Source organism: Emticicia sp., assembly GCF_043780375.1.
Lineage (GTDB): Bacteria > Bacteroidota > Bacteroidia > Cytophagales > Spirosomataceae > Emticicia.
In genome coordinates this window covers 20,208-33,436 of sequence record NZ_JAYWCU010000261.1, presented here as the reverse complement: position 1 = coordinate 33,436, position 13,229 = coordinate 20,208, and the positions used below count along the sequence as shown (strand labels likewise).

Genomic DNA, 13,229 nt, shown 5'->3' with positions numbered 1-13,229 from the left:
ACAATACGTAATAAACTGAGGAATGGTTGAAAATGTTATTAAATTTTTTTTGTTTCGCAAATTTACTCTATAAAAATTAAATATTGGTTGAAAAGTGATTTTAGAAAGTAATTAAATAAACTTTAGAAAATAAGAATCTACGTAGTCGATTGCCGATAACACAACGCTGACCGTTCTATAAGTTCATAGATTTTTCAATACCCATACCACTCGGCCCACCAATTTTGCAATTGTTTTCTAATTTCGTTTTCACGGGCATTATTGCTTGGCTCATAGATTTTTGTGCCTTTCAATTCGTCAGGCAGGAAGTTCTGTTTTGCAAAACTTCCTTCATAATTATGCGAATATTGGTAGTTTTTGCCATAGCCTATTTGTTTCATCAATTTGGTCGGAGCATTTCTGAGAGCCAAAGGAACTGGCAAATGTGAAGTTTTTTCAGCCAAAGCCATTGCTGCATCAATCGCTACATAAGAAGCATTTGATTTGGGTGATGTTGCCAAATAAATTGCTGTTTGCGACAAAATAATTCGACATTCGGGGTAACCAATTACCTTCACGGCTTGCATACAATTATTTGCCATAATTACTGCTGTTGGATTGGCATTGCCAATATCTTCCGATGCTAAAATTAGCATTCTTCGGGCAATAAATTCGGGGTCTTCCCCTGCCACAATCATGCGTGCCATCCAATAAAGTGCGGCATTTGGGTCGGAACCACGAATAGATTTGATAAATGCCGAAATAATATCATAATGCTGTTCGCCCGATTTATCGTAGCGAGCAATATTGCGTTGGGCAACTTCTTCTACCAAATTATCATTGATAATTATCTCATTATCAGGAGGATATGAAAAAGTAATTAGCTCCAAAAGATTCAATAATTTCCGTCCGTCGCCACCCGAAATTCGCATCAAAGCATCATAAGATTCTACTTTTATGTTTTTTTCTTTCAAAATTACATCTTTTAGTAAAGCCCTGTTGGTGAGTTCTTTCAGTTCTTTTTCACCAAAAGATTCCAAAATATAAACTTGACAGCGAGAAAGTACCGCACCGTTTAGCTCGAAAGAAGGATTTTCGGTCGTTGCACCAATGAGAGTAATATGCCCTTTTTCTACTGCCGTCAGTAGCGAATCTTGTTGAGATTTATTATAGCGATGAATCTCATCAATAAAAACAATCGGAGGGAAGAGTCCCGTAGCTTTGCTGATAACTTCCCGCAACTCTTTTACACCCGAACTAACCGCATTGAGTTGGTGAAATTGTCGTTTGGTTGCCTCGGCAATTAGCAAAGCAAGCGTAGTTTTGCCAGTACCAGGTGGTCCCCACAAAATCATTGAAGGTACAAGATTGGCTTCAATGGCAGTACGAAGAGGCTTATTTTTACCCAAAATATGCTCTTGTCCGATATATTCATCTAATTTTTTTGGGCGTAATCTTTCGGCTAAAGGGGCTGACATGGGCTATTGGTGAATGGTGATTTTGTGAATGAGTGATTTGTTCTTTTGTTAATATTTTAAATATCATGTATCAGTTGCAACATCATCCCATTCAATTATTTCATTTTTCTGTGAATATCCATAATTTCTTACCCAATTTAATGTTTTATGTCTTTCAAATGAAACGTAAGCATCACACTTAGGAATTGGTTTTTTTAAACCAAAACTAATATCCCTTAATGTTGAAGTTATTAATTCATTAAATATATTCTCTAAGAAAATCTTCTGTTTATCAATAGTAGCAAATTCTAATTCTTCTAAAAAATCTTTTAAAGATTCACCAATTTTAGGGATTTTCTCATAAATCTCGTCAAATTCAATAGGTTTATTAGGGTCTAAGTCTTTATCGTAAAATCCTAAAACCCAAGCAAGTATGCTTGCCCTCTCTATTGCCCAATACCATTCTCCCATTTCCTCATCGCTTAAAGAAACATCACCAAAAATATATTTTTCTGACTCTGATAATTCTTCCCAAATTGCTTCTCTTTTCAACCAACTAATAAGTTTTTCTTTATTTTCTGGATTTTCAATTAAATATATTATTGAGTAAAATGCATAAAGTCTTCTTCCTATTTTATCTGGTTTTTGAAAACGCCATTTGGACTCTTCTAAATAAGGTATAAAATTAAAATGGCAGTCGTTGATGTTTATCTCGGAAAGTTTACTTTGTAAATATTGTTTTTTTTCAATATGGTTCATATTTATTAAATTGGGATTTTTTGTAGGGTCAAAAATAATGTTTGATTCTTCTCCACTCAAATATAAACCATTTTTTGCATTTCAATTTTAAAAAACTATTTTTACAATCCAATACTTATAACCTTGTTAAAATTCAACCTATGGCAAAGAAAATAGTTTCTACTAAAAAAGAAGCAACAGCAAAAACTGAACAACCAGAAGTAAATATTACACCAGTTTTCAACAAAGTAGAACCTTTTAGTTTACTAACTGACTTTGATATTGGACTTTTTCGTTCAGGAAAACATTTTAGATTGTACGAAAAATTAGGTTCTCACGTAGTTGATAATCAAGGAGTTACAGGAACACTTTTTGCCGTTTGGGCTCCAAATGCCAAATACGTTTCGGTGATTGGTGCTTTCAATGGATGGAATCGTGGTGAACACCCACTAAATCCTCGTTGGGATGGCTCAGGCATTTGGGAAGGTTGGATTCCGAATATCGGTAATGGCGAAGTGTATAAGTATTTTATTGCGTCAAATACTGGTGCTGATATCGAAAAAGGTGACCCTTACGCTCTTCGTTGGGAACACCCTCCAAAAACTGCATCCATCGTTTGGGATACTTGGTATGAATGGAAAGACCAAGATTGGATGAAAACCCGCAAAGCACATAATAACCTGAATGCTCCAACATCGGTTTATGAATTGCACTTTGGTTCTTGGAAAAGAGACCCTTCAAACCCCGAAAGATGTCTCAGTTATGGCGAAGTAGCCGATACGCTTGTGCCATATATAAAGGAAATGGGCTTTACGCATGTAGAGTTTATGCCTATAATGGAGCATCCTTATGAACCATCTTGGGGCTATCAAATTACAGGATATTTTGCTGCGAGTAGCCGTTTTGGCACCCCACAAGAGTTTATGTATTTGATTGAGCAATTACACCTCAACGGCATTGGAGTAATACTTGATTGGGTACCGTCGCATTACCCAGGCGATGCTCATGGAATTTATAGATTTGACGGAACTGCTCTTTACGAACATGAAGACCCACGTGAAGGCTATCATCCCGACTGGAAAAGCCATATTTTCAACTATGGTCGCTATGAAGTACGTTCATTTTTAATAAGCAATGCTCTATTTTGGTTAGATAGATTTCATGCTGATGGTTTGCGTGTTGATGCAGTAGCTTCGATGCTTTATCGTGATTATTCTCGCAATGAAGGCGAATGGATTCCAAATATGTTTGGGGGCAGAGAAAACCTCGAAGTGATTTCATTATTCAAAGAATTGAATGAAGAAATTTATCGTAGTTTTCCTGATACGCAGACAATTGCAGAGGAATCAACCGCATTCCCGGGAGTTTCACGTCCAGTTTATACGGGTGGACTTGGCTTCGGCATGAAATGGATGATGGGTTGGATGAACGACACATTACGTTATTTCTCGAAAGATCCAATGTATCGAAAATGGCATCAAAACGACATTACTTTTAGTTTGGTTTATGCTTTTTCTGAAAACTTTATGTTGCCATTTTCGCACGATGAAGTGGTTTATGGAAAAGGCTCAATGATTGAAAAAATGCCAGGCGATGAATGGCGAAAATTTGCCAATTTGCGTTTGATGTACACCTATATGTTTACACACCCAGGAACGAAATTGCTCTTTATGGGAGGCGAATTTGCTCAATTTGCCGAGTGGAATTTCGAAAAAAGCCTCGATTGGCATTTGTTAGAAAACCAACCAAACAACGGCATGAAAGAGTGTGTAAAAGGTTTAAATAGTCTTTATCGCTCAGAAGCAGCACTTTTTGATAAACAATTTAGTCCAGAAGGTTTTGAATGGATTGACACCAGCGACCGTGAAAATGCTGTAATAGTTTACGCAAGAAAAGGTTTTAACGAAAAAGAAAACGTATTGGTAATTTTGAACTTTACGCCAGTACCTCGCTCAAATTACCGAGTGGGCGTGCCAGCGGCAGGAACTTACGTAGAAGTTTTCAATAGCGATAATCAGAACTATTGGGGAAGCGGTTCGCTAAATGGAGAAGTGAAAACCGAAGCTAAGCTATCGCATGGCAAAGAAAATTCAATTTCATTGACTTTACCACCGCTTAGTGGAATTGTTTTGAGGTTGAAGTAAATACAGTTTTGAAATGATAGAATTAATGAATGATAGAGCATTTTAACTTTTAAAAACACTCAATGTTCACTCATTAATTCTGTCATTCACTCATTAAGTTAATACCTAATCGCCCAATAAGGATTTCGCTGCGATTTGATACTATCTCGAATATGATTTCTCAACAAAGTGTCATAATCTTTGTCTTTGATCTTCTTGCCTTTGGTTTTCGGCAAAATTAGCTCTTTATCCAATTTCTTGAACTCCACTTTTGTTGCTTCAATCAACACATCGCCATCATTGATGTCTAATTCCAAGATTACCCCAGGAAGTCCGAAATAAAGTTCGGGTCCAGCAGGTACAGGAATATCGCCCGTAAACCATGCGGTGATTTTTTGTTTTTTAATGGTATCTTCCGCTACGGCTTTCATGCAAATATAGCCCGCTACATCTTTTATTTGATTCATTATTTTCCAACTTGGCGTGTGCAATGAATCTTCTATGACATAGGTTTTTCCCAACATTTCTATAACATCAGTTTTTTTTTCTTTTTCAAAATCTCTGGTAATAATATAATCATCGTTTCGCCAAGCATAAGTACCATCTTCGCTTTCGGCTTGCTCATTTAGGTATGTATATAAGCTCTTGGTAGGACTAAATACTAATTTCATTTTTTCTTTCCATTCATCATCGCTTCCTTGTCGCATTTTTACACGGTCTTTTTCTTCTTGGCTCAAATACGGTAATCGAGCAATGATTTTAGAATAATATGTTTTTCGCTCAAAAGAAATAATTCCCTCTGTTTTTTGGGCAGAAGCGAAGAAAGAGCAGAAAATGATTATAATAATTGAGTATATAATGATATGATTTTTCATATAGATTTTACTAAAAATTGATAATTTTTCATTAGTAATTGAATTAATCCCACGAATTACGCTTACGAACTTGGGCTTTTATACCTCTCATGTTATAGGTAAAACTTAACATAAAATACCGTGAAAGCGTCTGAATTTGCTCTTGTGAAACATAATTTTGGCTTGCCGATTGAGTAATTCCGAGGTTACGTTTGAAAATATCATAGGCCGTAAAACGGAGTTCGGCTTTTTGGGCTTTCCCCACAATTTTATAAACCGACATATTCATCAAAGGTATTTTTTGGTCGAAGCCGAAGCGGGCATTTTTATAAACTCTATAATTGAATTTAGTATTGAAATAAATACCTTTTGGAAACTTTACATTCATTTCTCCGCCGTAATTATTATTAAAAACCTGTTGATTTTGGGCAGTATTGATAGAATATTTAGTATTACTGATACCAAAATTGGCATTGCCATAAAACGTAAATACATCGCTTGGCGTAAGGTCTAATCGTAAGCCAATATTATAATTATCGCCATTCGTATTGTTCAAAACATTGTTGATGTAAGTCAGATTTTTACTGTAAAACATACTTCCATTCAAATTCATTGTTGCTTTTGTCTTTTTCAAGGGAAACCCAAAACCAAAATATGGACCACCCGACCAACCACCCGAAATATTGACAGGTTTGGTGCGAGTAACAAAATTTGCATCAATATTTTGGTTATAAATCACTTGATTGATATTATAATCATACGACAAACTCACATAAAGATTAATAAAAGTAGCGGGGTCAAATTTATTATAACCTACATTAACCAATTTTCTGATTTGTGGCAAAAGGTCAGGGTTTCCTTCTGAAATATAACGTGGATTGCTATTGTCAACAATTGGTTGTAAATCTCGCACTGAAGGCTCTTGCACACTTACATCATAGCCGCCATAAAGGTATCGGTTGTTTTTAAGGTCATAATTAAGCGAAACATTAGGTGCAAATGCCGAAAAATTACGGCTCACAATTCCCTTTGTTTGGGTGAGTTTATTGTTGATAAATTCGCCTCTTAGGCTATAATTTTGCCAAGCCAAACCACCCGCCAAGTTTAAGCCTTTGTAGGTGTAGCGAAGGCTCGTACCCACTCGATTATAAGTAATTTCATTGACATAATTTCTACTCAACTCATTTATAATTCCAAGAGCCTCTTTTTCATTTCGCACAAAAATACTATCTACATCACGATTGACGATACTCTTTTGAATACTCAAATTATAAAATGTTTCTAAGAAAAACTTTTTACTAAGCGGCTCAACAAACAATGCACTTGCTTTGTATTGATTGGTTGTTGTATTAGTTACATTGAGCTGTCTAATATTCCTCAAAGCATTATTTACCGTTGTCGAATTATAAAAATCATTGAGAGAAATTTGTCTTGCATTAGCATCCGACTCATTCATGTTATAACCAGCACTTAAAGTAAAACTCCTGCCTTTTTTCTTGAATTTATGGCGAAAAATTGCCGAATTGACTGTGCCAAATGAATTTTTATCACCACTATTATTAATTGCTGTCTGACTTGCCAAAAGATTATTTCTAAAATAATTCTGATTACTACCATAAATATTATTTGCATCGGTAAAGCGGCTATTGCTTATCACAATTAAGGTATTTAATGAGTCAATTTCTTTTTGAAACCTCAAATTAACACGATGATTGCCACTGAAATTTACTCGATTGCTCGAATCACGGGTATCGAACGACTCATTGTTTTGCAAAAAAGTCTTACGATTGGCATAAGAATCCATCACCGTACGAACTTGATTATAATAATAGCTCGAAGTAAATTTTGTTTTTTTAGTGTCATAATTATAGTTTACTCCTGCCGAACCGTTTGTGGAAAAACCACGATTTCGATTGCCTCCACCACCAGGCGAAATGCTTACACCTTCATCCTCTTCACCAAAATAAATAAATCTTCTACCCCCGCTAAAACCAAAGTCGCCGTCATCGCCCCAATTGAATGAACTACTTCCTTTGAAGTCCTGATAATCGTCCCACGAAATGCCACCTTGATTGGTATTATTGAGCGTACCGATGAATGCAAATTGCTGTTTTGAGTCAAATTTATTATAATTTCCTTTGAATTCGCCTCTTTGGTCTGTTCCGCCAGCTACCATAACTTTACCAAAACCGCCTTTTTTGAAACTTTCTTTTAGCTCCAAATTCATCGTTTTTTCTTTTTTTCCATCATCAATTCCAGTAATTTTCGACTGCTCAGTTTTGTCATTAAAAACCTGAATCTTAGTTATAGCATCCGCAGGAAGGTTTTTAGTAGCTAATTTTGGGTCAGTTCCAAAAAACTGTTTGCCATCAACCGTTACTTTTTTTACATCTTGCCCTTGGGCTTTTATATTGCCTTCTTGGTCAATTTGTACACCGGGTAATTTTCGCAATAAATCTTCTACTGTCGAACCAGGTGGAACTTTAAAAGAGGCAGCATTATACTCAATCGTGTCGCCTTTGATGCTCAGCGGAGCCCTGGCTGTTTTGATAACTACCTCCATCAATTCTTTAGCAATGAGTTTGAGTTTCAGGTTTCCCAAGTCATTAATTGGCTTTTCGGAAGGCGTAATTTCTTGCTGAAAAGGCAAATAACTCATTGACGAAATTTTGAGTAAATAGTTAGTATTCTTAACGTTTTTAAACTCAAAAACGCCTTTTTCATCGGCACGTCCAAAATTAACGAGCGTAGAATCTTTGGGCGTCAGTAGCATAACAGTTGCGAAAGGTAAAGTGCCATTACTCGAATCAATGGCAGTACCTTTAATAGTAATACGGGCAGGATTTTGGGCAAAAACTGCCTCATAAACAAGCAGACTCAATAATAAGGTAATAGCTTTTTTCATAATTAAAATTGATGTGTTTTAAAATTTTGCGGTGGGTAAAATGTCTTTTGATTAGTCGTAATTATTATAGAAATGTTGCAAAAGATGGAATTATTTTTAACTAATTTCTTAGTTAAAAATAATTTGTTAAAGTTTGCTTGTTCAATTATCTTACTTCAAAAGCTGTAAAAGGTTACAGTTTTGATACAAAATTAATTTGAAATGAAACTAAGAAAAGAAAAATGTTTTGAAAGGAGTCAGAAATATGACGAAACGTTAATTAAACGATACTTGCGAGCATTGAAGGTAACAGATTTACCGAGCGTAAACTACCCGTGAAAGATTGTAAAGGCTTTTTCATAAATATGTCTTATTGTGTTTGACGAAAAATTAACTAACTATTTAGTTGATAACGAGAGCCATGATATGGTTATTTTATATACGTATGTATTTTTTTAAGAAAATTTAGGAAATATGGTTATTAAACAAAAAAAGTAGGACTAAGCCTACTTTTTTGTTTGTATTGGGTAAGAAATAACGTTATTGATCCATCGTAAGCATGAAATAAATAAGCAAGAAACCATTAAAAACAGGAATCATGCTTATTTTAAAAGCAAAGCTATAATCCATTTGATAATAGGCTCGCCAAGAAATAATTCCACAAATTATAATCGAAAGCGGCAATGCTACGGCAGTTCCAGCGGTCCACCACAGGCGGTTGGTTTCTTTGGCGGCAAATATCATTGGCGAAGTAATAGCTATCATAATCGACGGAATTAAGACAATGATAAGTAAAATGTTAAGAATTAAAACAATTGTTTTCATTAGTTTTGGTTAGGTTTAGAAGAACTCAAATATAAAACATATTTATTTAATTCAGCACATTAATTCCTAAATCTTGATATTGTTTTAGTACTGCTCCTTGCTCATCTGTCACCAAAACATCAACTATTGTTAAAGGTGCAAACTTCAGATATTTATCTTTACCCAACTTGCTCGAATCGCAAAGTAAATATGTTTTTCGAGCATTTGCTGCCATAGCACTCGTGATTTCAGCCTCTTTTTCGCTTGCGGCACTCAAACCATTTTCGACCGAAATGCCATCAATTCCCACAAAAGCTTTGTCGGCTTTGTAGCGTTCGATATGTTCAACGGCAATTTTTCCATGAATCGATTGGCGTTTATCGTCTAATTCGCCACCAATCAAGTTAATAGATACTTCAGTATTCAATAATTCATAAACAACTGGCAGTGAATTAGTTATGATTTTAATTCGTTTGTTTTTGATAAATTGGCAAAGCCTAAAAACCGTACTTCCGCAATCCATGAAAATAATATCTCCGTCCATAATTTCCTGAGCTGATAATCGGCAGATATAATCTTTTTGTTCGATGTTTATGGTAGTTTTATGTTCAAAACTCACCGGAATATTTGCCAAACTTAGTTTCATTGCTCCGCCATGCGTACGAAAAACAAGCCCATCACTCGCCATTAATGTTAAGTCCCGCCTAATAGTGATTTCAGAAATATCTAGCACCTGAGCCAATGTTTTTACATCAATTTCGCCTTCAGTTTCTACAATTGTTAAGATTTTTTGCTTTCTATTTTGATAACTCATTGTTTTTAGCTTAAATTTGTTCAAATATAATCAAAATTAATCAAATATGGTCATTATGAATTCTAATGTTAAAGTAATTGAAGAAAAAATTCTTTCCAACAATTGGTATGTACTAAAAAAAATAACTTTTGATTATAGAAATCAGTCGGGCGAATGGCAAACCCAAGCAAGAGAGGCTTATGATAGAGGAAACGGGGCTGTAATTTTGCTTTATAATGCTGATAATCAAACAGTTGTACTGACTGAGCAATTCCGTATGCCAACTTATATTAATGGGAACGAAACAGGAATGTTGATAGAAGCCTGTGCTGGGTTGCTCGACAAAGATAATCCCGAAGCTTGTATTCGTCGAGAAACCGAAGAAGAAACAGGGTATAGAATAGGGGAGGTACAAAAAGTTTTTGAAGCATATATGTCGCCAGGTTCAGTTACTGAAATTCTTTATTTTTTTGTAGCGGAATATAGCAAATCCATGAAAATCAATGAAGGTGGCGGAGCAGAACATGAGCAAGAAAATATTGAAGTACTAGAGATTCCATTCAAACGAGCCTTGGAAATGATTGAAACTGGTGAAATAAAAGATGGTAAAACAATCATGTTGCTGCAATATGCCCAAATAAAGGGTTTACTTTAGGTTTTTGGGTATTAGGATTTAGAAATTAGAATAAATAGTGTTGAATATAAATGCTTGAAAGACAGTGTGTTATCAAGAAAAAAGTAAAAAGTTTATTTTTTTTTAGAAATTTTGGCATCAGATTTGTTAAAAATTAAAAACAGTGTTTTATATTTGCACTCCCAAAAAGGAAAAGGAGAGATGACTGAGAGGCCGAAAGTAGCCGTTTGCTAAACTGCCGTACCTCATAAGGGTACCGAGGGTTCGAATCCCTCTCTCTCCGCAAAAAGTTTTCGTGTAAAGTTTGAATTAAGAAAAAAACATTCTTACCTTTGCACTCCCAAACAAAAAGTAACCCCTCGGGGAACATCCATTCGGGGTGTAGCGTAGCCCGGTATCGCGTCTGCTTTGGGAGCAGAAGGTCGTCAGTTCGAATCTGGCCACCCCGACTGAAAGCCTGTCTGAAAAGACGGGCTTTTTTTGTTTTTCTTACTGCTTTGAGAGTAGCAGTTCGTCAGATTCGGCATTCAGGTTCGAATCTGTCCACCGCCAATCGCATTGCCCGACTGAAAGCCTGTCTGAAAAGACGGGCTTTTTTTGTTACATCTTCACCCTAATCACACTCGTATATTGCCCTTTGATAATAATCTCATTGCCATCAACAACTAACTTTACAACTTTATTAGCAGGGTTATGCCCCCAGTAGGCAGTATAAAGAATATCTTTGCTGTTGTTGTCACGTTTTTTCATCACCAATGGAAAGCCTTTTATGTAGGCTTCGGTAGGAAGTTTATTATCGCCTGTAACTGTTCTGCCGTCGGGTAAAATTACGTCTGGGTATTCGATCGGTGTATTGGCTTCAAGGATGTCTTTGTTCATGCTCATTGCCCACACGCCAGCCATGAGCCAATCAATATTTTTTTGCGATTGAAACGGATAACTCGAAAGTTTTTCACCAAACCTATTTTCTTTGTATTTATCCCCTTCGAGGTCTTTCGCTTTACTTCCCCACAAGTCGGGGTTATCGACTTTTGTATTTGGGTCACTCCACATATCCAAACCATCGAGCCACATGCTCCAAACACCCCAACTTTGCATCAAATCGGGCGGAACGATTGGTTTTACTTGTACTCTAAACACCTCACCACTCGAAGTTCGGTGGTTTTGTTCGCCCAATTGCCAGTTCATTATTTCTACTTCGTGCCAAATATTTGCCAAGACTTTTTTAGTAGGTTCAATTTTTTTAGAAACCAAACCTTCGGTCATTAAGTGATAAATTGTGCCAACATTCCGCAAATCATTACAATAGCCACCCACTTGTGAAACAGTAACTGCATCTCGCACAAAGCCCCAAACATTAGAAGTTCCCATCGTTGGAAATGCCCGATTATATGCTTCAAAACCGCTGCCTTGCCATTTCAGTACTTGGGTCATGCCTTGTGCATTTCTATCTCCTTCAAACATAGCTCGGCTAAATCCTTTTGGATTTAAGCTCCAAATTGCAAACTCACCCTCAGCTTTTTGATTTTTTAATTCTTGCAATGCAAAACCAATTTTGCTCACGCTTTTGCTACCATTCCAAATACCGATTGGCTCAAAATTTAAACTCAAATAGCCTGTTTTTATATTAGGGCCGACAACTTGCGAAAAATTACGCCTCAACACATTCGCATCTACTCCTTCGAGCCATTTATTAACTACTTCTTGCGTAACAGTATATGCTTTTGGGCAACCAGCATTGAGCAACCACCCGTCATAATCCATCAAGGCTTTTTTTGTTGGATTTTGTGCATTTTGCACGAAACTTACCCCTCGTTTAGTCGCTTTTTCGCCGCTAATATCGGTGCCTGATGAATAAGAGAACTTAACAATTTTGCCTTTTGGGAGCGAAAATTCAGGAAAAGAATCATAAAAATCAGGTAAAATGCTTTCACTTACTTGTTTACCAGGATTCCAGAAATAGACCGATTTATTGACCGTGTCGGTAACCATTCTTTTTCCAGGAATAGTGACATAATGTTGAATCCAAGTTTTACCATTCCAATATTTACCTTTTTCGGTATAAACTTCAACCACACTGAGGTCGAAACCTGCCATTGCCGAAACATCCAAATTCTGTAAAGCTGATGTATTTGACTTTGAGCCAAGCCCGATATAATAACCTTTTTCGTAACTATTATCATTATAAAAAGAACGATTCCATTGTTCATCGGTCAATTTGCCATTATCAATTCTTAATTTTGAAACAACTTCCTTCACTGAGCCGTCAGCTTTCAAAAACCTGTATCCATCGGTTATTTTTGGATAGCCAGACGATTTCATATCAATGCCATTGCCTCGTCTTATTGAAGAAGGTAGAACGCCACCCGATTGATTGTCATTTGATGAAGTTGTTGAGGGAGGCGTTGGCTGCTTTATAACTGGTGGAATTTCTTTGGCTTTATCACCACAAAGTATCACCGATGTGCCGTCTGGCGTAGTTTTCATAATACAAAATCTTGGAACGACGAAACTTTTGGGCATCTCCAAACCATTATTTTCTGTGGTTTCTGTAAAATATTGAGAGTGGTTTTTATAGTCACTAACTACGTCTGTTCGTGTCAGCATATTAGCTCCTCTTACCACAAAACTGTCCATTTCGCCTTGAATCACAAATAATCTATTGCCATCAACCCAAGCCCTGAGTGGCTGATTATTTACTTGCCATTGCCCAATGATTTGCCCGTGTTTGGGTCTTAAAACTAATTTTCTAAATTGCCCAAAAGTGTTTAAAAGCATCAAAGAAAGGAACAGAACAGCTATTATTTTTTTCATCACAATAATTTTAAATTTGAGCGAATTTATGGAGTTTAAATTTTAAAACGGCAGTTTATGAACGATGTTGCTATCAATAGATAATTATTCACGCAATCATTTTTTCATTATCTTTGGCATTCAACCTTAAAATTGACCCTAACAATCAG

The 13,229-nt window shown here is 36.1% G+C and carries 9 protein-coding genes and 2 tRNA genes; 4 read left to right on the top strand and 7 right to left on the bottom strand.

Features of this window, described 5'->3' with window-relative positions; genetic code table 11:
* Positions 1 to 194: 194 nt before the first annotated feature.
* Complete coding sequence (locus ACH2CJ_RS19360) at positions 195 to 1,457, bottom strand: replication-associated recombination protein A (RefSeq protein ID WP_394995513.1); 1,263 nt, start codon at positions 1,455 to 1,457, stop codon at positions 195 to 197.
* A gap of 63 nt (positions 1,458 to 1,520) precedes the next feature.
* Positions 1,521 to 2,255 carry a DUF4272 domain-containing protein gene (locus tag ACH2CJ_RS19355; protein WP_394995511.1) on the bottom strand — a complete coding sequence of 245 codons (735 nt, stop codon included), beginning with the start codon at positions 2,253 to 2,255 and terminating at the stop codon, positions 1,521 to 1,523.
* A gap of 80 nt (positions 2,256 to 2,335) precedes the next feature.
* Between ACH2CJ_RS19355 and glgB the strand changes: the two genes are divergently transcribed.
* Positions 2,336 to 4,318, top strand: a complete 1,983-nt coding sequence (glgB, locus tag ACH2CJ_RS19350; RefSeq protein ID WP_394995509.1) for a 1,4-alpha-glucan branching protein GlgB — start codon at positions 2,336 to 2,338, stop codon at positions 4,316 to 4,318.
* Between the two features lie 98 nt (positions 4,319 to 4,416).
* Here glgB and ACH2CJ_RS19345 read toward each other — a convergent pair whose 3' ends face one another.
* From ACH2CJ_RS19345 to ACH2CJ_RS19330, 4 genes are all read right to left on the bottom strand, one after another.
* A complete protein-coding gene (locus ACH2CJ_RS19345) occupies positions 4,417 to 5,172 on the bottom strand; it encodes a GLPGLI family protein (protein ID WP_394995506.1) in 756 nt (251 codons plus the stop codon).
* Positions 5,173 to 5,215: 43 nt separating this feature from the next.
* Complete coding sequence (locus ACH2CJ_RS19340; protein ID WP_394995504.1) at positions 5,216 to 8,056, bottom strand: TonB-dependent receptor domain-containing protein; 2,841 nt, start codon at positions 8,054 to 8,056, stop codon at positions 5,216 to 5,218.
* Positions 8,057 to 8,575: 519 nt separating this feature from the next.
* Entirely contained in the window at positions 8,576 to 8,860 is a 285-nt protein-coding gene (locus tag ACH2CJ_RS19335; RefSeq protein WP_394995502.1) for a hypothetical protein, read from the bottom strand.
* 46 nt (positions 8,861 to 8,906) lie between these two features.
* The gene (locus ACH2CJ_RS19330; protein ID WP_394995500.1) at positions 8,907 to 9,653 is read right to left on the bottom strand and encodes a DeoR/GlpR family DNA-binding transcription regulator; all 747 of its coding nucleotides are present in this window, start codon (positions 9,651 to 9,653) and stop codon (positions 8,907 to 8,909) included.
* Positions 9,654 to 9,708: 55 nt separating this feature from the next.
* Between ACH2CJ_RS19330 and nudK the strand changes: the two genes are divergently transcribed.
* From nudK to ACH2CJ_RS19315, 3 genes are all read left to right on the top strand, one after another.
* Positions 9,709 to 10,287 carry a GDP-mannose pyrophosphatase NudK gene (gene nudK / locus ACH2CJ_RS19325; RefSeq protein ID WP_394995498.1) on the top strand — a complete coding sequence of 193 codons (579 nt, stop codon included), beginning with the start codon at positions 9,709 to 9,711 and terminating at the stop codon, positions 10,285 to 10,287.
* A gap of 174 nt (positions 10,288 to 10,461) precedes the next feature.
* Positions 10,462 to 10,549: transfer RNA gene (locus ACH2CJ_RS19320), tRNA-Ser, on the top strand.
* Between the two features lie 92 nt (positions 10,550 to 10,641).
* Positions 10,642 to 10,715, top strand: a tRNA-Pro gene (locus ACH2CJ_RS19315).
* Between the two features lie 151 nt (positions 10,716 to 10,866).
* On the opposite strand, the gene ACH2CJ_RS19310 is transcribed toward ACH2CJ_RS19315, so the two are convergent.
* Positions 10,867 to 13,080 carry a hypothetical protein gene (locus tag ACH2CJ_RS19310; protein ID WP_394995495.1) on the bottom strand — a complete coding sequence of 738 codons (2,214 nt, stop codon included), beginning with the start codon at positions 13,078 to 13,080 and terminating at the stop codon, positions 10,867 to 10,869.
* Positions 13,081 to 13,229 lie beyond the last annotated feature (149 nt).

Excerpts from the sequence above, each read along its gene's own strand:
- ACH2CJ_RS19360 (WP_394995513.1), bottom strand. The coding sequence starts at position 1,457 with ATGTCAGCCCCTTTAGCCGAAAGATTACGCCCAAAAAAATTAGATGAA.
- glgB (WP_394995509.1), top strand. The coding sequence starts at position 2,336 with ATGGCAAAGAAAATAGTTTCTACTAAAAAAGAAGCAACAGCAAAAACT.
- ACH2CJ_RS19345 (WP_394995506.1), bottom strand. The coding sequence starts at position 5,172 with ATGAAAAATCATATCATTATATACTCAATTATTATAATCATTTTCTGC.
- ACH2CJ_RS19340 (WP_394995504.1), bottom strand. The coding sequence starts at position 8,056 with ATGAAAAAAGCTATTACCTTATTATTGAGTCTGCTTGTTTATGAGGCA.
- ACH2CJ_RS19335 (WP_394995502.1), bottom strand. The coding sequence starts at position 8,860 with ATGAAAACAATTGTTTTAATTCTTAACATTTTACTTATCATTGTCTTA.
- ACH2CJ_RS19330 (WP_394995500.1), bottom strand. The coding sequence starts at position 9,653 with ATGAGTTATCAAAATAGAAAGCAAAAAATCTTAACAATTGTAGAAACT.
- nudK (WP_394995498.1), top strand. The coding sequence starts at position 9,709 with ATGAATTCTAATGTTAAAGTAATTGAAGAAAAAATTCTTTCCAACAAT.
- ACH2CJ_RS19310 (WP_394995495.1), bottom strand. The coding sequence starts at position 13,080 with ATGAAAAAAATAATAGCTGTTCTGTTCCTTTCTTTGATGCTTTTAAAC.